Origin of the sequence: Bacillus cereus group sp. N24, from assembly GCF_016483345.1 — a bacterium.
GTDB lineage: Bacteria > Bacillota > Bacilli > Bacillales > Bacillaceae_G > Bacillus_A > Bacillus_A toyonensis.
This window is the reverse complement of the sequence record NZ_JAEHCA010000007.1, coordinates 158717-182266: the sequence shown is the minus strand read 5'-3', so window position 1 is coordinate 182266 and position 23550 is coordinate 158717. Positions and strand designations below refer to the sequence as shown.

Here is a 23550-nt window from a genome sequence, read left to right as displayed (position 1 = left end):
GGCAGGGATGGTATTGGTTATAAAGTGTATTTTGTTCATATGAGATGTATATTTCAAATTCAATTTACATAAGGAGCGTGTGAAATGAATCGGGAAAAAGGTTCTTTATATGAAGAAAAATCTGATTTTTATTATAATGCAGCGAATCCAAATTTATTGAAGCATATAAAAAAGGAATGGAAAGAAGTTCTTGATATTGGTTGCTCGAGCGGTGCATTAGGAGCGGCTATAAAAGAAAATGGTACACGTGTATCAGGAATTGAGGCATTTTCAGAAGCAGCGGAAAAAGCAAAAGAAAAGCTAGATCATGTTGTTTTAGGCGATATAGAGACAATGGATATGCCGTATGAGAAGGGCCAATTTGATTGCGTCATATTTGGTGACGTATTAGAGCATTTGTTTGATCCATGGGCTGTGGTAGAAAAAGTGAAACCATATATCAAACAAAATGGTGTGATTTTAGCTAGTATACCGAACGTTGCTCACATCTCGGTGTTAGCCCCCTTACTCGCTGGAAACTGGACGTATACAGAGTATGGTCTGTTAGATAAAACGCATATTCGTTTCTTTACTTTTAATGAAATGTTAAGACTGTTTTTAAAAGCTGGATATTCAATTAGTAAAGTAGATCGTGTATATGTTGATCATAAAATATATGAGCCACTTATTGAAGAGTTATATGGAATTTGTAAAAAGTATCGTCTTGGAAGTGGCTTCATGGCTGAGACGGTTGTATTTCAATATATTATTGAAGCAGAAAAATCACAATTATGAGTGCGGCAGACAAAACAATATTATTTGTTACATGTATAAATGATCGGAAATTATATGCACAATGTGCGCGACATATATTGAAATTGGCAGTACCTCCTGGGTATACTATACAATTCATGCCGATTCGAAATGCAAAAAGCATGACGAGCGGATACAATCAAGCCATTTCACATCCAGCGAAGTATAAAGTGTATTTACACCAAGATGTATTTATTATAAACGCAGCCTTTTTATACGGATTAATTCAATTATTTGAGGAACATGAACATCTTGGAATGATTGGGATGGTTGGATCGCAATATGTTCCTCCAACTGGTATATGGAACGAAGGGCGTGGGATTGTCGGGAAAGTCATTGGTTATATGAACGATTTGTTTTATATGGCAAGTTTAGAGCAACCATTTCATGAATCAAAGACGTTTATTCCGGTTGAATGTATTGACGGTTTGTTAATGGCAACACAATATGATATCCCGTGGCGAGAAGACTTATTTGACGGATTTGACTTTTATGATGTATCTCAATCATTTGAATTTAAAAAAGCAGGATATACAGTCGGTGTACCTGTACAGCGCGATGCTTGGTGTATTCATTATCATTTCGATGTGAATATGACAAACTATGAAAAATATAGAAAAGTATTTGTAGAGAACTATATGTCAGATGTGAATAAGGAAGAATAGAGGGGCTACAAAATGAAAGATCACACAATATTAGTCGTTGTTTGTGTAAATAATGAAAAGCTTTTCGAGCAATGCGAGAGGCAAATAAGAAACATTTTTGTTCCCCCTGGCTATGCTGTGCAAATTTTCCCGATACGAGATGCAAAAAGTATGGCAAGTGCATATAACCGAGCTCTTTCATTTCCAGCAAAGTATAAAGTATATATACACCAAGACACGTACCTTATTAATCGTGATATGTTTTATAATCTTATTTCTCTTTTTAAAGAAAATGAAAAACTTGGTTTAATTGGAGTCGCTGGTGCTCAGTTTTTACCGAGTAACGGGATATGGTGGGAAGGGAAAAATTTAGTGGGGAAAGTGATTGAGTATAGAAGACGGAATTATCAATTATTAAATTTAGATCAAGGGTTTTATGGAAATCAATCTTTTATGTCAGTGCAGGCAATCGATGGTTTACTCATGGCAACACAGTATGATATTCCATGGCGAGAAGATTTATTTCAAGGATTCCACTTTTATGACGTTTCACAGTCTTTAGAGTTTCAAAAGGCTGGCTATCTAATTGGTATCCCTAATCAAGCAAATTTATGGTGTATTCATTATAACGGAGATGAGTTTGATGCCGATACATACGAGAAGTATCGGAAAGTGTTTGTAGAACAGTATAAAGATATACTATCTCCATCATAAGGGAGAGATGTAGGATGAAAGGGATTATTTTAGCGGGCGGAACTGGATCGAGACTATATCCAATTACGAAAGTCACGAATAAACATTTGCTTCCTGTTGGACGGTATCCAATGATTTATCATGCAGTATATAAGCTAAAACAATGCGGGATTACAGATATTATGATAATTACAGGTAAAGAGCATATGGGAGATGTTGTTAGCTTTTTAGGAAGTGGCCACGAATTTGGCGTGTCTTTTACGTATCGGGTGCAAGATAAAGCGGGCGGGATTGCACAAGCTTTAGGTCTTTGTGAAGATTTCGTCGGAAATGATCGTATGGTAGTTATATTAGGAGATAATATTTTTTCAGATGATATTCATTCGTATGTTGAAGAGTTTACAAAGCAAAAAGAAGGTGCGAAAGTGCTATTGCAATCTGTAGAAGATCCTGAAAGGTTTGGTGTAGCGCATATTCAAAACCGAAAAATAATTGAAATTGAAGAAAAGCCGAAAGAGCCGAAAAGCTCTTATGCTGTTACGGGAATTTATTTGTATGATTCGAAAGTCTTTTCCTATATAAAAGAATTAAAACCTTCCGCAAGGGGAGAACTTGAAATTACAGATATAAATAATTGGTATTTAAAACGAGGAGTACTTACTTATAATGAAATGAGCGGTTGGTGGACGGATGCGGGAACTCATGCTTCTCTTCAAAGGGCGAATACGTTAGCACAGGATATGAACTTTGGGAAACAGTTTAACGGAGAATAGGTGAGAATATGAAAGTTATAGAAACAAACTTTACCGATGCAAAATTGTTAGAACCGAGGTTATTTGGAGATGAGCGTGGTTTTTTTACAGAGAGTTATAATAAGAAGGTACTAGAAACATTAGGAATTACGTATTCATTTGTACAAGATAACGTATCTTATTCAGCACAGGCAGGAACAATTCGAGGATTGCACTTTCAAAAAAAACCGAAAGCACAAACAAAACTCATTCAAGTTATGCAAGGGGCAATTTACGACGTTATCGTTGATTTGCGAAAAGGTTCTCCAACATTTAGACAGTGGAGAGGATATATTTTAAGTGCGGATAATCATCGGCAATTATTGGTACCAAAAGGATTTGCTCACGGTTTTTGTACGCTTGTCCCGCATACCCTTGTTATGTATAAAGTAGATGAGTATTATAGCGCAGAGCATGACTCTGGATTACTTTGGGAAGATAAAGAATTAGCAATTCCATGGCCGGTAGCAAATCCTATCTTGTCAGATAAGGATCGAATATTACCATTGCTTCAGGAATATGACGATAGCTTTTAAGTAGGAGAGTGGTTTATGAATATATTAGTAACAGGTGGAGCTGGATTTATTGGAAGTAACTTTGTCCATTACATGTTACAAAGCTATGAAACATATAAAATTATAAATTTCGATGCATTAACATATAGCGGAAATTTAAATAACGTAAAGTCTATTCAAGATCATCCGAATTACTTTTTTGTAAAAGGGGAAATTCAAAATGGAGAGCTGCTGGAACATGTTATTAAGGAACGTGACGTGCAAGTAGTTGTAAATTTCGCAGCTGAATCACATGTAGATCGTAGCATTGAAAATCCGATCCCTTTTTATGATACAAACGTAATCGGGACAGTCACTTTATTAGAATTAGTGAAAAAGTATCCGCATATTAAGCTCGTACAAGTATCAACAGATGAAGTATACGGTTCTTTAGGGAAAACAGGAAAGTTTACTGAGGAAACCCCATTAGCTCCAAATAGTCCATATTCTTCAAGTAAGGCGAGCGCGGACATGATAGCTTTATCTTATTATAAAACATATAAATTACCGGTTGTAGTGACGCGTTGTTCCAATAACTATGGGCCGTATCAATATCCCGAAAAATTAATTCCATTAATGGTTACGAATGCGCTAGAAGGAAAAAAACTACCGTTATATGGTGATGGATTAAATGTAAGAGATTGGTTACATGTAAAGGATCATTGCAGTGCAATTGACATCGTTTTGCATAAGGGGCGTTTAGGAGAAGTATATAATATAGGCGGAAATAATGAAAAAACAAATGTAGATGTTGTGGAACAAATTATTACTCTCTTAGGTAAAACAGAAAAAGATATTGAATTTGTTACAGATCGTTTAGGTCATGATCGTCGTTATGCAATTGATGCACACAAAATGAAGAATGAGTTTGATTGGGAACCGCAGTATACGTTTGAACAAGGGCTAAAAGAAACAGTGGAATGGTATGAAAATCATATAGAATGGTGGAAACCACTAAAAGAAAAGTAAGGGGCATGAAAATGAAAGAGCGGGTTATCATAACAGGAGCAAATGGTCAGTTAGGAAAGCAACTGCAAGAAGAGTTAAGTCCTGAAGAATATGACATATATCCTTTTGATAAAAAGTTACTAGATGTAACAAACATATCCCGAGTTCAGCAAGTGGTACAAGGGATAAGACCGCATATAATCATTCATTGTGCAGCTTATACGAAGGTTGATCTTGCTGAGAAAGAACAAGATCTTGCTTATTTAATAAATGCAATAGGAGCTCGAAATGTAGCGGTTGCTTCACAATTAGTAGGGGCTAAGTTAGTTTACATTAGTACCGATTATGTATTTCAGGGCGCAAGACCGGATGGGTATGGGGAATTTCATAATCCAGCGCCGATAAATATATACGGGGCCTCTAAGTATGCGGGGGAGCAGTTCGTCAAAGAGTTACATAATAAATATTTTATCGTTCGTACATCGTGGCTGTATGGTAAATATGGAAGTAATTTTGTGAAAACGATGATGCGATTAGGTAAAGAAAAAGATGAAATAACCGTTGTAGCGGATCAAATTGGCTCTCCTACGTACGTGGCAGATTTAAATATGATGGTTAATAAGCTCATTCACACTTCTTTATACGGTACATATCACGTATCCAATAGAGGATCATGTTCTTGGTTTGAATTTGCACAAAAAATATTTTCTTATGCAAATATGAATGTGAATGTATTACCTGTTTCAACGGAAGAATTCGGATCGGAGGCTGCGAGGCCTAAATATTCTATCTTTCAACATAACATGCTAAGATTAAATGGTTTTTTACAAATGCCTTCTTGGGAAGAAGGATTAGAACGTTTTTTTATAGAAACAAAAAGTCATTAACAAATTTATGTTAATGACTTTTTTGTTTGCCTTTAAGCGGTTTTATGGTACTATAATTATAGTATCAGGTACTAATAACAAGTATAAGTATTTCTGGGAGGATATATCATGGAACTATTACAAGGGAAAACATTTGTTGTTATGGGCGTTGCGAACCAAAGAAGTATTGCATGGGGAATTGCTCGCTCTTTGCATAATGCAGGTGCAAAATTAATATTCACATATGCAGGAGAACGTTTAGAAAGAAATGTTCGTGAATTAGCGGACACATTAGAAGGACAAGAATCACTTGTATTACCTTGTGATGTAACGAATGATGAAGAACTTACAGCTTGCTTTGAAACGATTAAGCAAGAAGTTGGTACAATTCACGGTGTAGCACATTGTATTGCTTTTGCAAATCGTGATGATTTAAAAGGTGAATTTGTAGATACTTCTCGCGATGGATTTTTACTTGCACAAAATATTAGTGCATTCTCTTTAACAGCTGTAGCAAGAGAAGCAAAGAAAGTAATGACAGAAGGCGGAAATATTTTAACGTTAACATACCTTGGTGGTGAGCGCGTTGTGAAGAATTATAACGTTATGGGTGTTGCGAAAGCTTCATTAGAAGCGAGCGTAAAATATTTAGCAAACGATTTAGGCCAACATGGCATTCGTGTGAACGCTATTTCTGCAGGACCAATTCGTACGTTATCTGCGAAAGGTGTAGGCGATTTTAACTCAATCTTAAGAGAAATCGAGGAGCGTGCACCACTTCGTCGTACTACAACGCCAGAAGAGGTTGGAGATACAGCAGTATTCCTATTCAGTGATTTAGCACGCGGTGTAACAGGAGAAAATATTCACGTTGATTCAGGATATCATATTTTAGGATAAATATTGATTATAGTTTTTAAAGGACAGTCTCTAAAAGTTGAGGCTGTCCTTTTTTATTGTTCTCAGAAAGAACGATTTTTAACGAAAGTTCTTGCCACGTTATGAATATAACTATAATAGTACACGATTTATTCAGCGACGTATGGAAGTGGGAGGGACGAGTGTGAAGAATAAAAATAAAAGTTCAACAGTTGGAAAACCGTTGTTATATATTGCGCAAGTAAATTTAGAACTTGCTGCACCGAAAATAAAACGAATTATATTAACGAATTTTGAAGATGAGGACCGAGAAGAGAAAAGTAATAGAAACGAAAATGTTGTAAGTAGTGCTGTGGAAGAGGTGATAGAACAAGAAGAGCAGCAAATAGAAGAAAAAATAGAAGAAGAGGAACAAGAAGAGCAAGAAGAACAACAGCAAGTGAGAGCCGTCCCGTACAATAAATCATTTAAAGATATGAATAATGAAGAAAAAATTCATTTTTTATTAAATCGTCCTCATTACATTCCGAAAGTAAGATGTAGGATAAGAACGACTACCGTCTCATATATAGGATCGATTATATCGTATCGTAATGGCATTGTATCCATTATGCCACCAAATAGTATGAGAGATGTTCGGTTATCTATAGAAGACATCAAATCGATTGATATGGCCGGCTTTTAAATATGTAAAGGTGGTAGAAAGCTTCTACCACCCCAATAGTTTTTTAGTTTACTTAACTTATTAGATAGTAACGTCGCGTAGGCATTGAATCGCACAGAAGCAGCTTAAATCAACAGTAATGCAAGTAGATGTCGAGATTAATCTTGCATTTGGTACAGCTAAAAACGTACAAATTGGATCGTCACCAGGCGGTACAGGAGAACCGTCACCTAATACTACAGTTAACACACGCAGTACAGCACAGCTATCATCATCTACGCTTTCCACACGGAAAATTGGAGATCGGCAGCTAGTAAGGCTTGAAGATGGTGCAAATGCTTCAAAAGGTTCACCAGTTTTTGTGTATAAAATAAAAGGGCGTGTATTTGCTACTGATGCAGTATTGTGTGCTCCTAAAAATGGGATTTCACAACCAGATCCACACGTAGTAGTAGAGCAATCTTGTAATTCATTGATGAATTTTACAACGTCAACTACACAATGAGAAGAGCTATGGTGTTTATTTTCGTTACAACTCATTAATGTCACTCCTTATCTTCTTGTTTGTATTTACATTAATAAGATATTGGAGTCGGAGAGATTTGGTCACAATCTCAAGACCTTTTTTTTTAAATAGGCGAAAGAAGATAAGGGAAGGTGGATTCATGCTATTTACAAGCTGGCTTTTATTTTTTATTTTCGCGTTAGCTGCTTTTAGGCTCACTCGTTTAATTGTTTATGATAAAATTACAGCCTTTTTGCGAAGACCGTTTATTGATGAATTAGAGATTACGGAACCGGATGGAAGCGTATCGACTTTTACAAAAGTAAAAGGTAAAGGATTAAGAAAATGGATTGGCGAATTATTAAGTTGTTATTGGTGTACAGGTGTATGGGTCAGTGCTTTTTTATTAGTTTTATATAATTGGATCCCAATCGTTGCAGAGCCATTACTTGCATTATTAGCTATCGCAGGTGCAGCTGCAATTATTGAAACAATTACAGGATATTTTATAGGAGAATAATATAGTTTCAAAATGTGAGAAAAAGCGGAGTTTAAAAGAATGAGGGAACGGATATAAGAAGTTGTTCATATAGTGAATAGATAGAATTGACAGTAGAGGAGATGTTTGCTGTGAGCAATAATCCAAGGCAAAATTTATATGACCTGCAGCAGTGGTATAATATACAGCAACAACACCAAGCACAACAACAGGCATATCAAGAACAATTGCAACAACAAGGATTTGTGAAGAAAAAGGGATGTAATTGCGGGAAAAAGAAGAACAAAATAAAACAATATGAAGAATGAAACACTCATGTTACTGTGAGTGTTTTTTATTATAAATATAAAAAAGCGGTATTCCTGTTTTAGAAATACCGCTTTTTACTAGCTAATTTGTGCAACTGTTAATGCTGCCGCACGGACGTCTACAGTTCCAATCAATTCAACTGGTACGATTTGAATTAAGTCACCAGGGTTTAAGTTAATAAGAATAACACCACTGGATACGTCTACTTCACCAGTACCAATAACGTTAGAACGAACCGCTGTACCTGATCCAGGAATAATGTTAGCCGGCGTACCTAATGATAAGAAGAAACGACCAGCTTCTGGTGCCGTAGGAACGTTATCAAGACTAATTGTTAATGTATAACTAATTTGATAAATACCAGCTCGTAGAATTCGAATACCATCTCCGACACTTACTGTATCATTTATTACAGGAACAGTAATATTTGGGTTTGGACTTACGCTAGGTAATAGTAATGGTGTAAATAGTGAAGCGAACTGAGGTGCAGAAGCGTTGAAAGCAAAACCGAAGGCAGGTAGTGTACTAGCTGGTTTCGCTTCGCAATCAATCTTAGTAAATTCGCAATCAGAAGAGAACATGTTTTTCACTCCTTTATCTGTTTCTACTTTCAGTTAATGAAAAGGACAGGTTCTATGTTCTAGACAAGTTCCCAATTTTATAAAAAATACATAATAATACCTTTTAAGCATGGATTGGGTGGCAGAATTTTCTGCCACCCAATCCATGCTTAAATCGTTATTTAGTTTTAAATCGTAACATCACGTAAGCATTGAATAGCACAGAAGCAACTTAAATCAACCGTAAGACAAGCAGGGGTTGATACTAACCTTGCATTTGGTACATTTAAAAACGTACAAATTGGGTCGTCACCAGGTGGTACAGAGGAGCCATCACCTAATACTACAGCTAATGCACGTAACACAGCACAATCATCATCATCGATGCTTTCAACGCGGAAAATTGGAGTTCTACAGCTAACAAGGCTCCCTGATGGTGCAAATGCTTCAAAAGGTTCTCCAGCCTTTGTGTATAAAATAAAAGGACGTGTATTCGCTACTGATGCAGTGTTATGTGCTCCTAAAAATGGAACTTCGCAACCAGATCCACATGTAGTGGTTGCGCATTCTTGTAATTCATGTATAAAACGAACGACATTAGATACACAGTTGAAATCAAAATCATGGTGATGATTATCTTCGTTGCAATTGCAGCTCATTATGTTCACTCCTTATCGTGAGTTCTGACATACACTATTACAATATGAACGGGATATGGTTGATATTACGTTAATTCTTATGATAAAAGCAGGTAATTTGAATAGGAGGGGGGAGTACGAGAAAAGACATCCTTATTTAGTGGATGTCTTTTCAGGTAAGTCTTTTCTTGTAGTATATAAAAAACGAGATATGTCTAATTTCTTTCCTCTGAAAAATTGCGGAGAAGAAATGTAAAGTTCTTCTTTCGCACGTGTAATTGCGACATAGAGTAATCGTCGTTCTTCCTCTAGTGCTTCAGAAGTTTCCGTTACACGGTCATTTGCGTCTTTTAAAGAAGAAGTATGCGGCAAAATACCATCGCTTGCTCCAAGTAAAAAGACGCATGGAAACTCAAGGCCTTTTGCGTTATGAATGGACATAAGCGAAACGGCATCTTTTTGCGGCATAGTTTTTAATGCTTCCATTTCTTTTTGACCTTGAATCGCCTCGTCAATAAATTGTAAGTAAGCTGGAATATCGGTGAAACGAGTTGCAGACTCCATTAATTCTTCTAACATTTCTTCTTGGATGTCTTTATGCATCGTAAAGGAAGAACGATCGTTACTTTGTAAGTACTCTAAATATTTTCCTTTACCATGAATAATTTCTTTTAATGCTTTTTTCGGTTCTAGTTCTTTTATAAATTTAATAAAATCAATGCGCTCATTTACCTTTTTTACTTGAAAAGGTTTCAAGCTCGGATTTAATAATAAGAAATGAAGGAGAGAAGGGAAACGACCTTCGCCATATTTCCATTGCTCACGTTCAATAAAAGAAATGCACTCATCTCGGCCGATATACATAGTTGGCAATATGTTAGAAAGAGATTCTAGGCGAAACGGTTCAATCACGAGTCGTAAATGATCTAATACAGGTCTAATTAAAGAGTGCTCGTAAAAGGATTGACTCGCACCGTGTTTAATAAACGGGATTTTATGAATTGTAAGCTGATCAAGTAACGAACGGCTTACAGAATGTGTGCGATACAGTAAACAAAAATCTTTATAGTTTCGTTCGCCACTATCTACTTTCTCTTGAATGAGCTGTAAAATTTGATTTGCTTCATCAAGAGTTGTAGCTGGTCGTGCGTAAAATGGTTGTACACCTTCTTCACGAACAGAATATAGCTCTTTATCAAAACGCTCTTGATTTAGTTTGATAACTTCATTTCCAAGTCCAACGATAAATGGATTGGATCGATAATTCGTATTAAGCGCGATAATCGTTGTATTATCAAATTCCTTTGGGAAAGATAAAATAATTTGGTGACTTGCTCCTCGCCAGCCATAGATCGCTTGATCATCATCACCTGCGATAAATAAATTATTTCTTGGCGTGGCTAACAATTTTACAATTTCATATTGTGCATACGATGTATCTTGGAACTCATCTACTTCAATATAGTGAAAACGTTGTTGTAATTGAGTAAGTAAGGGAGCGTTATTTTCTAACATATAATATGTTTCTAATAAGATGTCATCGAAATCGATATAATTATATCGTTGTTTTACCTCTTCAAAACGTTCGTATACTTCTTTAAATTCTTGTTCAACTGGTGTTTTCGCTTTTACATCTTTCGGACGATTTAAGTTGTTTTTTTCAAGGGAAATCATAGCGAGCATCGTTTCCGCATCATAACCGTCTTTTAAACGTAATTCTTTTAAAATTTTCTTTATCATAATTTGTTTATGTTTTTCATTCGCTAAAATTTGCTGATTATATCCTTGGCTACGAAGCAATTTTAAAAAGACAGAGTGGAATGTACCAGCAACAACATAGCTACTTGCGGCACGATTCATACCTGGTAAGTTTGCTACACGACTTCGGATTTCTTCAGCCGCTTTTTGTGTAAATGTAAGCAATAAAATATTCCGTGGATGAACTTGTTTTACATTTACTAAATAACCAACGCGGGTTGTTAAAACAGATGTTTTTCCGCTTCCGGCACCAGCCAATGTAAGAACAGGACCTTCTGTCGTTCGCACAGCTTCTAATTGTTTTTCGTTTAGAAAAACATTTTGCTGTTCGAGAGCGCGGAAATACGCCGCATCTGCATCTTCTCCCATAATTAAATGGGTAGATGTTTTCGGAATATGATATGTCGCACGCGGAATATCAGCGTGTGTTAACGATTTTTGTGAAAATTTTTCTTGTGTCATATATTCACCTTCAAAACTATAGCATCAACATTTAACTTTAGCGGAAGAAAAAGAAAATAGCAATGTAAAAAACAGGAGGGGCTACCTCCTGTTTTCAAATTACAATTCTTTTATCATAACGATGTGAGGAATATTTGCTTCCATAAATACATCAGAACTCGTTACGTATCCAAGTTTTTTATAGAAATCTTCAGCATGTGTTTGGGCATGAAGTTTCAATTTTGGTAGCGAGTTTTTTTTTGCATATGCTTCAAGTGCATCCATTACAATTTTTCCAATGCCTTTTTTACGATGGGAAGCTAGTACGCAAATGCGTTCCATTTTTCCTATTCCATCAATGGTGCGAAAACGACCAGCACCAACTGGAACATCATTATCATATATAACAACGTGTGCTGATGTTTCTTCAAACTCATCATACTCTTCTTCAGCAGAAACGCGTTGTTCATTCACGAATACTTGCTTACGTACAGAGAATGCATCTCTTAGTTGTTCGTCTGTTTGTACGATCTGTGCGTGCAAATTAGTTGTTCCCCTTTCCAAGGTGGAATGTTTCGTGTACAGTCCATGTTCCGTTTTCTAATTGATATAGAAGATGGAAGCGATCAATTGGTTGTTCATAATAGAAATCTTTCATACGTAATCGACCTAATACATCAGCATGCTCTGCATCTGATAAACCTTGTCCGATTGTTAAATGAGGTACGAAAGCGTATTCGCGTTCTTGCGTGAATAATCCGCTATGCATTTCTTCATTTAAGAAAGTAAGTTCAGGTGTTTTTTCTACTTTAAAATAAAGAACATTATTAACAGGTGCGAATGAACCAACTTTTCCGACATGAAGGGTGAAAGGGTTCGTTTTATTTGCGATTGTATGTAGCTCGTTTACAATCGATTCTAATTGTTCATCTTGCGTCTCAAAGGGTGTTTTCAATGTAATATGTGGCGGAACTAATGCGTAGTGCGGATCATAACGCTTACGCAATCCGTTCGCTTTATCTTGAATCATTTTAGATGGAAAAATTACAATGCCTAATTTCATGTTCCAATTCCTCCCTTTGTAAGTCTAGTTAGATTTTGAGAAAAATAAATCTCTTTATCTATTATATCAAATTATTCTGAACACTGCTCTCTATTATTTCATTGATAGAATATGAGAGAAGGCTTTCGGTAAGTCAGCCTGCCAATACTTCCACGTGTGATTACCTTCAAACTCTTCGTAATGCGTGATGAAATTTCTATCTGTAAGAAGAGTATTGAGCTCACGGTTCGGTTCTACGAAATCAGATACTTGTCCATCAGTGCGCTTTACAGCTGTTTCTTCTGTACCAATGACGTGATAAAGTTCTAAAGCCTGTGGATCTTTGAATTCTTTTGCTAAGTTCATTACTGTTTCGTCAACAAATGGTGATTGCATAACGACTTTACCGAATGTATGCGGATACATAAGTGCAGTCATAAAGGAAACTGTACCGCCAAGAGAATCTCCAATTAAAACGCGACCTTTACCCATTTGATACGTTGGATAATTTTCATCGATATATGGAGCAAGCTCGTGAGCAAGGAAACGAATGTAAGCAGCATTCTTTACATCGCTTGGGAAATATTTTTCCTTACGATCGTGTACGTTTTTATATGGAATACCGACAATAATTGTGCGGTCAATTTCTTCAGTTTCACGAAGGCTTTCAATTACACGGTGTGCTTTACCGAGCTGAAAATAATCTCTACCATCTTGTGCAATTACAACTGTATGTTTGTGCAGTGGCGTGTAATTTACTGGTAAGTAAACTAAAAGCGTAACATCTTCTTGAAGTGATGCGCTATAAAATGAAATTTCCTCAATTCTCCCTATTGTTTGATTCATGTAGATCCCCCTAAATAAAAATTTACTGTAATGATTGTAAGGTCGACGCTTATAGTGAAAATGAAAGAACGATTCACTAATAGGTGCCTTAATTTCTATTTTACCATAATGGTACGAAGAATCTAAAAAATTAGTATTTAAGTTAGGAAAGAAAACGGATATAATGAAGTGGGATTTTTGACAGGTGAGAGGGGAGACAGAATTTGAAACAGGAAAGATCAATTGCACTACCGTTAGCCATTTCCATTATAGCTATTTCATTCGCAGCAGTTTTTGTAAAGATGTCCTCAGCACCATCTTCCATCTTAAGTATGTATCGTTTATGGATTATTGTACTTATTATGCTGCCTATCGTTTGGAAGAAGCGGGAAGAGTTCCAGAAGATTCAAATAAAAGATTGGGGATTTTTAATTGGATCTGGATTCTTTTTAGCGCTACATTTTCTTTTATGGTTTGAGTCTTTAAAGCATACAACAGTTGCTAGCTCGACAATTATTTTAGCACTTCAACCGATCGTGTCTTTAGTTGGAGGTTTTTTTCTATTTAAAGAAAGAACAACCTACTCAGCCATTGCAACGATGGGTATCGCTATATTAGGTGTAATGTGTATTGGTTGGGGAGATTTAGGTTTAAGTAAACAAGCAATTTATGGAGATATATTATCCTTTTTAAGTGTAATAGCGGTTGTCGGTTATTTATTTATCGGGCAAACGACAGTAAAGAAAGTATCACACTGGATTTATAGCTTTACAGTTTTTGCATTCGCAGGTATTTTTATGGGGATTTATAATAGCGTGCTGCAAGTGCCTTTTACAGGTTATACGAAGTGGGACTGGACCGTTTTTCTTTTACTTGCGATTGTACCGACAGTGTCACATGTCATTAATAATTGGTTATTAAACTACGTAAATGCAACAACAATTTCGATGAGTATTTTAGGAGAACCAGTTGGGGCGTCTGTACTAGCGTTCTTCTTACTTGGAGAAAAATTAAACGCAATGCAGATTATCGGCAGCATGCTCGTATTGTTTGGTGTATCTGTTTTCTTACTACAGCAACAAAAACGAACAGCAAAAAATGTAGTAAATGAGCCGGTGTATACACAGGAATTATAATGTTAGCGGAGAAAAGAGAAGTTAAGATACTTCTCTTTTTGTTTTGTAGAAATTTAGGTGAAGAAGGGGGGAGTGTAGTGGAATTTCCATCAAAAAAAGACGCATGGTTATATTCAATCTTTTTCATTATTTTAGGCGCCTGTTTTGCTCTAATATTTGCAGGGAGAGAATATTTTCTTTTGTTTTTTACAATTCCATTGGCAATAGTATTTATTTGGAGTTGGTTTTCAACAAAATATATTGTCGGTGAAGAAACAATTACTATTAGATCAGGTCTCGTAAAAAAATGTATATTTATACGAGATATAAAACAAATTTCAAATACGAAAAACCCAATAGCAGCTCACGCATTATCATTCGATCGACTTGAAATTGTTTACGGCGTACATAAAACAGAGATTATTTCTCCTAAAGATAAAGAACAATTCATCAATCTCGTAAAAAGTAAAAATCCCCACATTGTAATAAAGTAAAAGAGTGGCTTCGTAGCCACTCTTTTACTTTGGGTTTGTCATATAAGGTTGTACATGAATGACGCATAGGTCACGAAATTTTCCTTCAGCAGTTGTAACAATTACGACTGCTCTTCCTGCACTTTTTCCAGTAATCGTTACCGTATCTCCTTTTGGATATATGGTAATGATGTCAGAATTCATATTTGTCCAAATAAGTTCTTTATTTGTTGCTTGCATTGGCAAAACGGAAGCTGATAAATCCGCACTTTGTCCAGTTTTTATTTTCAACTTATTTTTTTGCATATGAATACCGATAACGGAAATAACAGAAGGAGCAATTGAAATTTTGGGTGGATTAGGTTGAATGTTTAAACGAGAAGCAGAAGTATTTGTAATAGGTGAAAATTTTCTTATATGTTGTTGCTGGAAAGCTGCTAACATGTTGGAGTCCCCTTTCTGTATAAGTGCTAATACTAATACTATAAAGGAGTAGTGTTATGTTAAATTTAACGAAACATAAAGAATTTGTTAAATTTGAGAAGAAGATTGTCGAACTGTAAAAAAATCTCTGCTGTTACGATAACAGCAGAGATTTCTTTTTATAGACTATCACTATGTTGTTTTTCGAAATTCTCAAATTGCTCTTCAACTTCTTTTGAAGGTTGTGTTAGTAAACTAACGATTACGATTGCTAGTAAACTAATTGTGAAACCAGGAATCATTTCATATAAGAAGTTTGTTAAGAATTTAAATTGAGTCCATATTATAACAGTAGCGGCACCAGAAATCATACCAGCAAGTGCGCCCCATTTCGTCATGCGTTTCCAATATAGACTTAATAAAATAGCTGGTCCAAATGAAGAACCAAATCCAGCCCAAGCGTATCCAACAAGAGCTAAAATCGTATCATTTTGTTTAAACGCTAATGCGCACCCAACTAATGCGATACCAAGAACAGCCATACGACCGACAAATACAAGCTCTTTATCAGAAGCAGAGCGTTTAAAGAAGGTACGATATAAGTCTTCTGTTACAGCACTTGAAGTAACGAGAAGTTGAGATGAAATTGTACTCATAATTGCAGCTAAAATCGCAGCTAATAAAAATCCAGTAATAAGTGGATGGAATAAAATTTTTCCAAGCTCAAGGAAAATTGTCTCTGGGTTAGATAATGTCAACTCTTGTTGTGAATAGTAGGCAATACCGATAAGACCAGTAAACATAGCTCCGACAACAGAGAAAATCATCCAGCTCATACCAATTCTTCGTGCGCTTTTCAGTTCTTTTACAGAAGAAATTGCCATAAAGCGTACGATAATATGAGGTTGTCCAACATAACCAAGGCCCCATGCGAATAAAGAAATCATTCCTAAAGTGGAGGCACCTTTAAAAATATCTAAACGTGTTGGATCTACAGAGCGAATTGTATCAAATGCAGGTCCAAGTCCGTTTGCATTCATAATTGTTACGATAGGAACAAGAATAAGAGCAACTACCATAATGATTCCTTGCACGAAGTCTGTCCAACTTACTGCTAAGAAACCACCAAATAATGTGTAAGCTACAACGACGCTTGCTACAATGAATAATCCAATATGATAGTTCATACCAAATGAATTTTCAAATAATACAGCGCCTGAAACTAACCCTGAAGCTACATAGAAAGTAAAGAAAATCATAATAACAAGTCCAGATACTAAGCGTAGCATGTGAGATTTGTCGTGGAAACGGTGTTCCAAAAATTCTGGGATAGTAATAGAGTTGTTTGCAATTTCAGAGTAGGTACGTAAGCGAGGAGCGACATATAGCCAGTTTGCGTATGCGCCTAGTGTTAGGCCAATTGCAATCCAACTACTACTTAATCCAACGCTAAACATTGCACCGGGTAAGCCCATTAAAAGCCAACCACTCATATCGGATGCTCCAGCACTTAATGCTGTTACTGCGGGGCCTAGTGTACGCCCGCCAAGCATATAATCTGTTAAGTTGGATGTTCGTTTGTAGGCGAAATAGCCGATTACTAACATCCCGAGCATGTAAATAGAGATAGAAGTTAAAGTTAACATCTGCGTACTCATGTAGTTCCCCTTTCTTTTGTCATGTCTTTTGATGCATTTTGCATATTTATAATCTATCATGATTATTCTGAAAAATCCATATACAAATATGAATTTTCAGAAATGTAAGCGTTTTTTGACATCGTTTTACTTTTTTAATATATAAATTATAGTCGAAAAAACCTTAATTTTAATAGAGTATTTATTATATTTACATAAAAACACGTTGTTTTGTCAATATAATATTGAAAGAAGGGAAAAATATTTTTCCGAAAAAAGTATTGACTTGTGAAAAAAGTTAAGTCTATAATGAGTGCAACTTAAAAAAATGCAAGCGTTGATGAAGAAGAGTACACATGATGAACATGTCAGAGAGCTGATGGTTGGTGCGAATCAGTATGGGATTGATGTGGAATGGGCTTCGGAGCTTCCAAACCGAAACGAAAGAAGTAGGCTTTGGCGACATGATCTCATCGATACAAGAGACACGTATTGTTTTTGATACGGTAAAGTGCGTTACATTCGTAACGAATTAAGGTGGCACCACGGGAGTACCCGTCCTTTCTATAGGATGAGTACTCCCTTTTTGTGTACAAAAAATTAAATATGTTAAATCGTTTAAGTAAGAAGAGTACGTATATTTGGAGACGTTACAGAGAGCTGGGGACAGGTGGGAGCCCGGTACGGTGCCATATACAGAATGGGCTTACGAGAGGTATGCTGAACAATTTTATTCAGTAGGCAACCCGGGTTCCGCCGTTACAAGGATAAGGTATATATTTTGTACCTGAATAAAGCGGGATGCTTTTGCGTCCAACATGAGGTGGTACCACGGTAAATTTATCGTCCTCTACATATTTCGATATGTAGGGGACTTTTTTATTTTTCAGAGTGAGGTGAAAGGCATGATGACAAAAGAGGAATTTATGAAGCAAAAAGAACAAGGAAAAACATTTTTAGTAATCGCTGAAGTAGAGGGAGATAGCATTACGCCAATTTCTTTATATAGACGTATGAAAGGGAAGAAGAAGTTTTTATTAGAGAGCTCACAGCTTCATCAAGATAAAGGGCGCTATTCTTGCTTAGGTTGTAACCCATATGGAGAAGTGAAAAGCGTTGGTATGGAAGTCGAACGAACGTCATATGGGCAAACAGAAAAGTTGCAAGGTAACGTACTGCAAGTGTTAGAAGGGGTAATTGCATCATCGCAAGTAGAGAGCCCATTCCCATTTTGCGGAGGAGCAGTTGGTTATATAGGGTATGACGTCATTCGGCAGTATGAAAACATTGGAGAAGATTTACACGATCCATTAAATATTCCAGAAGTACACCTTTTACTATATCGTGAGTTTATCGTTTACGATCATTTACGCCAAAAGTTGTCGTTTGTATATGTATGCGGGCAAGATGATTCAGCAGATTATGAAGAAGTATACGAAAGGTTGCAAGTATACAAAGAAGAAGTGCTAAAGGGAGAAGAAGCGGAAGTAAAGGAAATACAATCAACATTATCATTCACTTCTTCTATAACGGAAAAAGAGTTTTGCATGATGGTAGAAACGGCGAAAGAGCATATACGAGCAGGGGACATATTCCAAGTCGTACTATCTCAGCGTTTGCAAAGCGAGTGTAAAGGTGATCCTTTCGCTTTATACCGAAAACTTCGCATTGCGAATCCATCACCATATATGTTTTATATCGATTTTCAAGATTATGTTGTACTCGGTTCTTCACCAGAAAGCCTGTTATCAGTTAGAGACGATAAAGTGATGACAAATCCAATTGCGGGCACGAGACCGAGAGGGAAAACAAAGCAGGAAGATGCGGAAATTGAAAAAGAACTGTTAGAAAACGAGAAAGAACGAGCAGAGCATATGATGCTTGTGGATCTTGGACGAAATGATATTGGCAGAGTGAGTGAAATTGGATCTGTGACGATAGATAAATATATGAAGGTAGAAAAATATTCTCACGTCATGCACATTGTATCTGAAGTTTACGGAACATTGCGAAAACAAATGAGCGGATTTGACGCATTAGCGTATTGTTTACCAGCGGGGACGGTTTCGGGAGCTCCGAAAATTAGAGCGATGGAAATTATCAATACGTTAGAGCATGAAAAAAGAAATGTATATGCCGGAGCTGTTGGATATATTTCATTCTCAGGAAATCTTGATATGGCGCTCGCCATTCGAACGATGGTTGTAAAAGATGAAAAAGCATATGTTCAGGCAGGAGCAGGTATCGTCTACGATTCAGATCCGGTAGCTGAATATGAAGAAACGTTAAATAAAGCGAGGGCGCTTTTGGAGGTAATGAAATGATTGTACTCATCGATAATTACGATTCGTTCACATATAACTTGTACCAACTGTTAGGCGAATACGAAGAAGAAATTGTAGTCGTAAGAAATGATCAAATAACGATAGAACAGTTAGAAGAGATGAATCCAAAAGGAATTGTGCTTTCACCAGGACCAGGAAAACCAGAAGATGCTGGTATTTGTATCGAAGTTATTCGTCATTTCTATAAGAACGTTCCTATATTAGGGATTTGTCTCGGCCATCAGGCAATTATATCGGCATTTGGAGGAGAAATTGTAAGAGCGGAGCGCATTAAACACGGAAAAACATCGCGTGTGAAACATAACGGAACGTCAATCTTTTCGTACGTGACGCAGCCACTAACAGCGATGCGCTACCATTCACTTGTCGCAGAGCAAGCGAGTTTACCACAATGTTTTGATGTGTTAGCAACTGCTATGGATGATGGAGAAATAATGGCGGTTCGTCATAACTATTATCCGCTTTTCGGGTTACAGTTTCATCCGGAATCAATCGCAACAGAAGAAGGTGGAAAGTTAATACGTGCTTTTTTAGGAGAAGTAAAAGAGGAGGAGAGAGTATGAATACCTATCTTCGTAAATTAGTGGAGGGACAACATTTAACAGAAGAAGAAATGTATGAAGCGGGACTTCTTTTATTAAGTGACAACATATTGGAAAGTGAAGTAGCAGCTTTCTTAGTATTACTGAAAGCGAAAGGTGAAATAGCAGAAGAAATATATGGCCTCGTTCGTGCTCTTCGTGAAAAAGCATTGCCGTTTTCAAACCATATAGAAGGCGCGATGGACAATTGCGGAACAGGTGGTGATGGTGCCCAAACGTTCAATGTAAGTACAACATCGGCATTCGTACTAGCAGGAGCAGGTGTAAAGGTGGCAAAGCATGGTAATCGTGCTGTTTCTAGTAAAACAGGAAGTGCGGATTTATTAGAAGAACTCGGTGTAAATATTAGCAGTACGCCAAGCGAAATTGATTATTTACTAGAGCATGTCGGTATCGCTTTCTTATTCGCACCAGCGATGCACCCAGCATTAAGGCGCATTATGAAAATAAGAAAAGAATTAAATGTGCCGACAATCTTTAACTTAATTGGGCCTTTAACGAATCCTGTTAACTTAGAAACACAATTTGTCGGTATTTATAAACGAGATATGTTATTACCAGTTGCGCAAGTATTACAGAAGTTAGGGCGGACACAAGCGCTTGTCGTAAATGGAAGTGGTTTTTTAGATGAAGCATCATTACAGGGAGAAAATCACGTAGCCCTTTTAAAAGATAATGAAATAGTAGAAATGAGTATCGATCCGGAAAAGTATGGTTTCTCAAAAGTGAAAAATGAAGAAATTAGAGGCGGGAATTCAATAGAAAATGCAAAGATTACGCTCGGCGTATTAAATGGAGAAAAGAGTGTTTACCGCGATACCGTGTTATTAAATGCAGGGCTCGCTCTTTTCGCAAACGGAAAAGCGGAAACGATTGAAGAGGGAATTAAACTAGCGACACATAGCATTGACTCTGGAAAAGCATTAGCCAAACTAAACTTATTAATTACAGCAAGCAACGAAAAATTAGAAAGGGTGAATTAAGGTGGGGACGATTTTAGACAAAATTGTAGAGCAGAAGAAAAAAGAAGTTGCGGAGTTATATGAAACATATACACCAGGGAATGAAAAAAGAAAAACATACTCACTCGTAAAAGCTTTAGAACAATTTACTGTTATTGCAGAAGTAAAGCGAGCATCACCATCAAAAGGAGATATTAATGTACACGTTGATGTACGAAAACAAGTGAAAACTTATGAAGAATGCGGTGCAGGAGCAGTTTCGGTTTTAACAGACGGTCAATTTTTTAAAGGATCGTTTCACGATTTACAAACTGCAAGAGCAGAAAGTAACATTCCGCTTTTATGCAAAGATTTTATAATCAATAAAATCCAAATTGATAGGGCGTATGAAGCTGGTGCAGATCTTATTTTATTAATCGTAGCGGCGTTAACGAAAGAAAAGTTAAAAGAGCTTTATAGCTACGTACTAGAAAAAGGATTAGAAGCGATCGTTGAAGTTCATGATGAACAGGAATTAGAAATTGCAATCCAATTAAATCCGCACGTTATCGGTATTAACAACCGTAATTTAAAAACATTCGAAGTCGATTTAAGCCAAACAGAAAAACTTGGAAAACGATTAAACGAGGAGAAATTACTTTGGATTAGTGAAAGCGGGATTCATTCAAAAGAAGATATTATTCGTGTCAAACGAGCTGGAGCGAAAGGTGTATTAGTTGGAGAAGCACTCATGACATCATCTTCTATTCGTACCTTTTTTGAAGATTGTAAGGTGAACATATGAAAGTGAAAATTTGCGGCATCACTGATGTTGAAACGGCAAAACGTGCTTGTGAATACGGAGTTGATGCACTCGGATTTGTTTTTGCAGAAAGTAAGCGGAAAATCACTCCAAGGCTAGCGAAAGAAATCATTCAGGAGATTCCAGCAAACGTATTAAAAATCGGTGTTTTCGTAAATGAATCAGTAGAAGAGATCCAGAAAATTGCAGATGAATGCGGGTTAACGCATGTGCAACTACATGGGGATGAAGATAATCATCAAATTAGAAGATTGAATATTCCGTCTATAAAAGCGCTAGGAGTAACTTCAGAGGCTGATATGAAAAACGCTCAAACATATGAAACGGATTATATATTGTTTGATAGCCCGAAAGAAAAGTTTCGCGGAGGAAATGGAAAGAAATTTTCATGGGCACTACTTGAGCATATGCCAAAAGAGTTGCGAGAGAAAACGATATTAGCTGGTGGATTAAACGCTCTTAATATAGAAGAAGCGATTCGAACTATTCAGCCGTATATGGTCGATGTAAGTAGCGGAGTGGAGACAGAAGGAAAGAAAGATTTAAAGAAAATAAAACAATTTATTAAAAAAGCGAAGGAGTGTTCCAAATGAACTACGCATATCCAGATGAAAAAGGCCACTACGGTATATACGGAGGACGATACGTTCCAGAGACGTTAATGCAATCTGTATTAGAACTAGAAGAAGCATATAAAGAAGCGATGCAAGATGAAGCGTTTCAAAAGGAATTAAATCATTATTTAACAACGTACGTCGGAAGAGAAACACCGCTTTATTTCGCTGAAAATATGACGAAGTATTGCGGCGGTGCAAAGATTTATTTAAAACGTGAAGATTTGAACCATACAGGAGCTCATAAAATTAACAATACAATCGGTCAGGCACTTCTTGCAGTACGAATGGGCAAGAAAAAAGTTGTCGCTGAAACAGGGGCTGGACAACACGGAGTGGCAACCGCTACTGTATGTGCCCTACTTGGATTAGAATGCGTCATCTTTATGGGGGAAGAAGATGTGAGACGTCAAAAATTAAATGTGTTTCGAATGGAATTACTCGGAGCGAAAGTAGAAAGTGTAGCGGCAGGTAGCGGAACATTAAAAGATGCGGTAAACGAGGCGCTTCGTTACTGGGTTTCACATGTGCATGATACGCACTACATTATGGGATCTGTTCTCGGGCCACATCCATTCCCACAAATTGTCCGTGATTTCCAAAGTGTAATTGGGAAAGAAACGAAAAAACAATATGAGGCGTTAGAAGGAAAGTTACCAGAAGCAGTCGTTGCTTGTATTGGCGGTGGTAGTAATGCGATGGGCATGTTTTATCCGTTCGTACACGATGAAGAAGTCGCTCTTTACGGCGTAGAAGCAGCAGGGAAAGGCGTTCATACAGAACAGCACGCAGCGACTTTAACGAAAGGAAGCGTTGGTGTTTTACACGGATCGATGATGTACCTTCTGCAAAATGAAGAAGGACAAATTCAAGAAGCACACTCTATTTCAGCAGGACTTGATTACCCAGGTGTTGGGCCAGAACATAGCTTGCTAAAAGATATTGGCCGCGTTTCTTATCATTCCATTACTGATGATGAAGCGTTAGAAGCATTTCAATTATTAACGAAAAAAGAAGGGATTATTCCGGCTTTAGAAAGCTCGCATGCTGTCGCATATGCATTAAAATTAGCGCCGCAAATGAAGAAGGACGAAGGGCTTGTCATTTGTTTATCTGGCCGCGGCGATAAAGATGTAGAGAGTATAAAACGTTATATGGAAGAGGTGTAA

Annotated in this window: 28 protein-coding genes and 2 other annotated features; of the genes, 19 read left to right on the top strand and 9 right to left on the bottom strand. The window is 36.8% G+C overall.

Annotation, left to right across the window (positions count from 1 at the left end; translation table 11 throughout):
• Positions 1-84: 84 nt before the first annotated feature.
• From JDS95_RS13535 to JDS95_RS13495, 9 genes are all read left to right on the top strand, one after another.
• Entirely contained in the window at positions 85-774 is a 690-nt protein-coding gene (locus tag JDS95_RS13535) for a class I SAM-dependent methyltransferase (RefSeq protein ID WP_001078366.1), read from the top strand.
• Positions 771-1457, top strand: a complete 687-nt coding sequence (locus JDS95_RS13530; RefSeq protein WP_001271193.1) for a glycosyltransferase family protein — start codon at positions 771-773, stop codon at positions 1455-1457. Before JDS95_RS13535 ends, JDS95_RS13530 begins: the two co-directional genes overlap by 4 nt.
• Positions 1458-1469: 12 nt before the next feature.
• Positions 1470-2150 carry a glycosyltransferase family protein gene (locus JDS95_RS13525; protein WP_000651532.1) on the top strand — a complete coding sequence of 227 codons (681 nt, stop codon included), beginning with the start codon at positions 1470-1472 and terminating at the stop codon, positions 2148-2150.
• Positions 2151-2164: 14 nt separating this feature from the next.
• Positions 2165-2902 carry a sugar phosphate nucleotidyltransferase gene (locus JDS95_RS13520; RefSeq protein WP_000676184.1) on the top strand — a complete coding sequence of 246 codons (738 nt, stop codon included), beginning with the start codon at positions 2165-2167 and terminating at the stop codon, positions 2900-2902.
• Positions 2903-2910: 8 nt separating this feature from the next.
• A complete protein-coding gene (gene rfbC / locus JDS95_RS13515) occupies positions 2911-3456 on the top strand; it encodes a dTDP-4-dehydrorhamnose 3,5-epimerase (RefSeq protein ID WP_000864168.1) in 546 nt (181 codons plus the stop codon).
• 15 nt (positions 3457-3471) lie between these two features.
• Entirely contained in the window at positions 3472-4443 is a 972-nt protein-coding gene (gene rfbB / locus JDS95_RS13510) for a dTDP-glucose 4,6-dehydratase (RefSeq protein ID WP_001024136.1), read from the top strand.
• An 11-nt stretch (positions 4444-4454) separates the two neighbouring features.
• Entirely contained in the window at positions 4455-5309 is an 855-nt protein-coding gene (gene rfbD, locus JDS95_RS13505) for a dTDP-4-dehydrorhamnose reductase (RefSeq protein WP_000664679.1), read from the top strand.
• 108 nt (positions 5310-5417) lie between these two features.
• A complete protein-coding gene (fabI, locus tag JDS95_RS13500) occupies positions 5418-6188 on the top strand; it encodes an enoyl-ACP reductase FabI (RefSeq protein WP_000421885.1) in 771 nt (256 codons plus the stop codon).
• A 142-nt stretch (positions 6189-6330) separates the two neighbouring features.
• Positions 6331-6852, top strand: a complete 522-nt coding sequence (locus JDS95_RS13495; RefSeq protein WP_002038172.1) for a spore coat CotO family protein — start codon at positions 6331-6333, stop codon at positions 6850-6852.
• A gap of 60 nt (positions 6853-6912) precedes the next feature.
• Here the strand turns inward: JDS95_RS13495 and exsY are convergent, their stop codons facing one another.
• Positions 6913-7371: an exosporium assembly protein ExsY gene (gene exsY, locus JDS95_RS13490; protein WP_001277750.1), complete on the bottom strand. Its 459-nt coding sequence runs from the start codon at positions 7369-7371 to the stop codon at positions 6913-6915.
• A gap of 125 nt (positions 7372-7496) precedes the next feature.
• Here exsY and JDS95_RS13485 point away from each other — a divergent pair, with 125 nt between their 5' ends.
• Both JDS95_RS13485 and JDS95_RS13480 read left to right on the top strand, forming a co-directional pair.
• Positions 7497-7856 carry a DUF1360 domain-containing protein gene (locus JDS95_RS13485; RefSeq protein WP_000899661.1) on the top strand — a complete coding sequence of 120 codons (360 nt, stop codon included), beginning with the start codon at positions 7497-7499 and terminating at the stop codon, positions 7854-7856.
• A 101-nt stretch (positions 7857-7957) separates the two neighbouring features.
• On the top strand, positions 7958-8143 hold the full coding sequence (locus JDS95_RS13480; protein ID WP_033660380.1) for a hypothetical protein: 186 nt from the start codon (positions 7958-7960) through the stop codon (positions 8141-8143).
• A 78-nt stretch (positions 8144-8221) separates the two neighbouring features.
• Here JDS95_RS13480 and exsF read toward each other — a convergent pair whose 3' ends face one another.
• The 6 genes from exsF to JDS95_RS13450 all read right to left on the bottom strand — a co-directional run bounded on the left by exsF (position 8222) and on the right by JDS95_RS13450 (position 13429).
• Positions 8222-8725, bottom strand: a complete 504-nt coding sequence (gene exsF / locus JDS95_RS13475; protein WP_000492940.1) for an exosporium protein ExsF — start codon at positions 8723-8725, stop codon at positions 8222-8224.
• 167 nt (positions 8726-8892) lie between these two features.
• Positions 8893-9363 (bottom strand): spore coat protein CotY, encoded by a 471-nt coding sequence (cotY, locus tag JDS95_RS13470; protein WP_001277720.1) that lies wholly within the window; start codon positions 9361-9363, stop codon positions 8893-8895.
• A 132-nt stretch (positions 9364-9495) separates the two neighbouring features.
• Positions 9496-11562 carry an ATP-dependent helicase gene (locus JDS95_RS13465; RefSeq protein ID WP_000191208.1) on the bottom strand — a complete coding sequence of 689 codons (2067 nt, stop codon included), beginning with the start codon at positions 11560-11562 and terminating at the stop codon, positions 9496-9498.
• A 99-nt stretch (positions 11563-11661) separates the two neighbouring features.
• Positions 11662-12084: a GNAT family N-acetyltransferase gene (locus JDS95_RS13460; protein ID WP_000543290.1), complete on the bottom strand. Its 423-nt coding sequence runs from the start codon at positions 12082-12084 to the stop codon at positions 11662-11664.
• Between the two features lies 1 nt (position 12085).
• Positions 12086-12604 carry a YjcG family protein gene (locus JDS95_RS13455; RefSeq protein WP_000765873.1) on the bottom strand — a complete coding sequence of 173 codons (519 nt, stop codon included), beginning with the start codon at positions 12602-12604 and terminating at the stop codon, positions 12086-12088.
• A gap of 93 nt (positions 12605-12697) precedes the next feature.
• Positions 12698-13429, bottom strand: a complete 732-nt coding sequence (locus JDS95_RS13450; RefSeq protein WP_001076855.1) for an alpha/beta hydrolase — start codon at positions 13427-13429, stop codon at positions 12698-12700.
• A gap of 203 nt (positions 13430-13632) precedes the next feature.
• On the opposite strand from JDS95_RS13450, the gene JDS95_RS13445 reads away from it, so the two are divergent.
• A complete protein-coding gene (locus JDS95_RS13445; protein WP_144466960.1) occupies positions 13633-14544 on the top strand; it encodes a DMT family transporter in 912 nt (303 codons plus the stop codon).
• Positions 14545-14621: 77 nt separating this feature from the next.
• A complete protein-coding gene (locus tag JDS95_RS13440) occupies positions 14622-15017 on the top strand; it encodes a PH domain-containing protein (protein WP_199690549.1) in 396 nt (131 codons plus the stop codon).
• 24 nt (positions 15018-15041) lie between these two features.
• Here the strand turns inward: JDS95_RS13440 and JDS95_RS13435 are convergent, their stop codons facing one another.
• Positions 15042-15440 carry an Ig-like domain-containing protein gene (locus JDS95_RS13435; RefSeq protein ID WP_000878715.1) on the bottom strand — a complete coding sequence of 133 codons (399 nt, stop codon included), beginning with the start codon at positions 15438-15440 and terminating at the stop codon, positions 15042-15044.
• Positions 15441-15598: 158 nt separating this feature from the next.
• A complete protein-coding gene (gene putP, locus JDS95_RS13430) occupies positions 15599-17077 on the bottom strand; it encodes a sodium/proline symporter PutP (protein WP_000107200.1) in 1479 nt (492 codons plus the stop codon).
• Positions 17078-17384: 307 nt separating this feature from the next.
• Positions 17385-17622, top strand: a binding site (T-box leader).
• Positions 17623-17664: 42 nt separating this feature from the next.
• Positions 17665-17910 (top strand) — a binding site (T-box leader).
• 51 nt (positions 17911-17961) lie between these two features.
• On the opposite strand from putP, the gene trpE reads away from it, so the two are divergent.
• The 6 genes from trpE to trpB are packed head-to-tail and all read left to right on the top strand — an operon-like array spanning position 17962 to position 23550.
• A complete protein-coding gene (gene trpE / locus JDS95_RS13425) occupies positions 17962-19380 on the top strand; it encodes an anthranilate synthase component I (protein WP_139823467.1) in 1419 nt (472 codons plus the stop codon).
• Entirely contained in the window at positions 19377-19964 is a 588-nt protein-coding gene (locus tag JDS95_RS13420; RefSeq protein WP_085450050.1) for an aminodeoxychorismate/anthranilate synthase component II, read from the top strand. The genes trpE and JDS95_RS13420 overlap by 4 nt, the downstream gene beginning before the upstream one ends.
• Complete coding sequence (gene trpD / locus JDS95_RS13415) at positions 19961-20986, top strand: anthranilate phosphoribosyltransferase (RefSeq protein ID WP_001099643.1); 1026 nt, start codon at positions 19961-19963, stop codon at positions 20984-20986. Before JDS95_RS13420 ends, trpD begins: the two co-directional genes overlap by 4 nt.
• A gap of 1 nt (position 20987) precedes the next feature.
• Positions 20988-21749 carry an indole-3-glycerol phosphate synthase TrpC gene (trpC, locus tag JDS95_RS13410; RefSeq protein ID WP_000536708.1) on the top strand — a complete coding sequence of 254 codons (762 nt, stop codon included), beginning with the start codon at positions 20988-20990 and terminating at the stop codon, positions 21747-21749.
• The gene (locus tag JDS95_RS13405) at positions 21746-22360 is read left to right on the top strand and encodes a phosphoribosylanthranilate isomerase (protein WP_000865140.1); all 615 of its coding nucleotides are present in this window, start codon (positions 21746-21748) and stop codon (positions 22358-22360) included. Before trpC ends, JDS95_RS13405 begins: the two co-directional genes overlap by 4 nt.
• On the top strand, positions 22357-23550 hold the full coding sequence (gene trpB / locus JDS95_RS13400; RefSeq protein ID WP_001105043.1) for a tryptophan synthase subunit beta: 1194 nt from the start codon (positions 22357-22359) through the stop codon (positions 23548-23550). Before JDS95_RS13405 ends, trpB begins: the two co-directional genes overlap by 4 nt.

What these genes read in the sequence shown, in the direction of transcription:
- JDS95_RS13485 (WP_000899661.1), top strand. Translation starts at nt 7,497, where the DNA reads ATGCTATTTACAAGCTGGCTTTTATTTTTTATTTTCGCGTTAGCTGCT.
- exsY (WP_001277750.1), bottom strand. Translation starts at nt 7,371, where the DNA reads ATGAGTTGTAACGAAAATAAACACCATAGCTCTTCTCATTGTGTAGTT.
- trpB (WP_001105043.1), top strand. Translation starts at nt 22,357, where the DNA reads ATGAACTACGCATATCCAGATGAAAAAGGCCACTACGGTATATACGGA.
- trpD (WP_001099643.1), top strand. Translation starts at nt 19,961, where the DNA reads ATGAATACCTATCTTCGTAAATTAGTGGAGGGACAACATTTAACAGAA.
- JDS95_RS13465 (WP_000191208.1), bottom strand. Translation starts at nt 11,562, where the DNA reads ATGACACAAGAAAAATTTTCACAAAAATCGTTAACACACGCTGATATT.
- JDS95_RS13405 (WP_000865140.1), top strand. Translation starts at nt 21,746, where the DNA reads ATGAAAGTGAAAATTTGCGGCATCACTGATGTTGAAACGGCAAAACGT.
- JDS95_RS13520 (WP_000676184.1), top strand. Translation starts at nt 2,165, where the DNA reads ATGAAAGGGATTATTTTAGCGGGCGGAACTGGATCGAGACTATATCCA.
- JDS95_RS13455 (WP_000765873.1), bottom strand. Translation starts at nt 12,604, where the DNA reads ATGAAATTAGGCATTGTAATTTTTCCATCTAAAATGATTCAAGATAAA.
- JDS95_RS13530 (WP_001271193.1), top strand. Translation starts at nt 771, where the DNA reads ATGAGTGCGGCAGACAAAACAATATTATTTGTTACATGTATAAATGAT.
- rfbB (WP_001024136.1), top strand. Translation starts at nt 3,472, where the DNA reads ATGAATATATTAGTAACAGGTGGAGCTGGATTTATTGGAAGTAACTTT.
- putP (WP_000107200.1), bottom strand. Translation starts at nt 17,077, where the DNA reads ATGAGTACGCAGATGTTAACTTTAACTTCTATCTCTATTTACATGCTC.
- exsF (WP_000492940.1), bottom strand. Translation starts at nt 8,725, where the DNA reads ATGTTCTCTTCTGATTGCGAATTTACTAAGATTGATTGCGAAGCGAAA.
- rfbD (WP_000664679.1), top strand. Translation starts at nt 4,455, where the DNA reads ATGAAAGAGCGGGTTATCATAACAGGAGCAAATGGTCAGTTAGGAAAG.
- JDS95_RS13525 (WP_000651532.1), top strand. Translation starts at nt 1,470, where the DNA reads ATGAAAGATCACACAATATTAGTCGTTGTTTGTGTAAATAATGAAAAG.
- JDS95_RS13480 (WP_033660380.1), top strand. Translation starts at nt 7,958, where the DNA reads ATGTTTGCTGTGAGCAATAATCCAAGGCAAAATTTATATGACCTGCAG.
- fabI (WP_000421885.1), top strand. Translation starts at nt 5,418, where the DNA reads ATGGAACTATTACAAGGGAAAACATTTGTTGTTATGGGCGTTGCGAAC.
- JDS95_RS13495 (WP_002038172.1), top strand. Translation starts at nt 6,331, where the DNA reads ATGGAAGTGGGAGGGACGAGTGTGAAGAATAAAAATAAAAGTTCAACA.
- JDS95_RS13450 (WP_001076855.1), bottom strand. Translation starts at nt 13,429, where the DNA reads ATGAATCAAACAATAGGGAGAATTGAGGAAATTTCATTTTATAGCGCA.
- trpE (WP_139823467.1), top strand. Translation starts at nt 17,962, where the DNA reads ATGATGACAAAAGAGGAATTTATGAAGCAAAAAGAACAAGGAAAAACA.
- JDS95_RS13420 (WP_085450050.1), top strand. Translation starts at nt 19,377, where the DNA reads ATGATTGTACTCATCGATAATTACGATTCGTTCACATATAACTTGTAC.
- JDS95_RS13535 (WP_001078366.1), top strand. Translation starts at nt 85, where the DNA reads ATGAATCGGGAAAAAGGTTCTTTATATGAAGAAAAATCTGATTTTTAT.
- cotY (WP_001277720.1), bottom strand. Translation starts at nt 9,363, where the DNA reads ATGAGCTGCAATTGCAACGAAGATAATCATCACCATGATTTTGATTTC.
- rfbC (WP_000864168.1), top strand. Translation starts at nt 2,911, where the DNA reads ATGAAAGTTATAGAAACAAACTTTACCGATGCAAAATTGTTAGAACCG.
- JDS95_RS13435 (WP_000878715.1), bottom strand. Translation starts at nt 15,440, where the DNA reads ATGTTAGCAGCTTTCCAGCAACAACATATAAGAAAATTTTCACCTATT.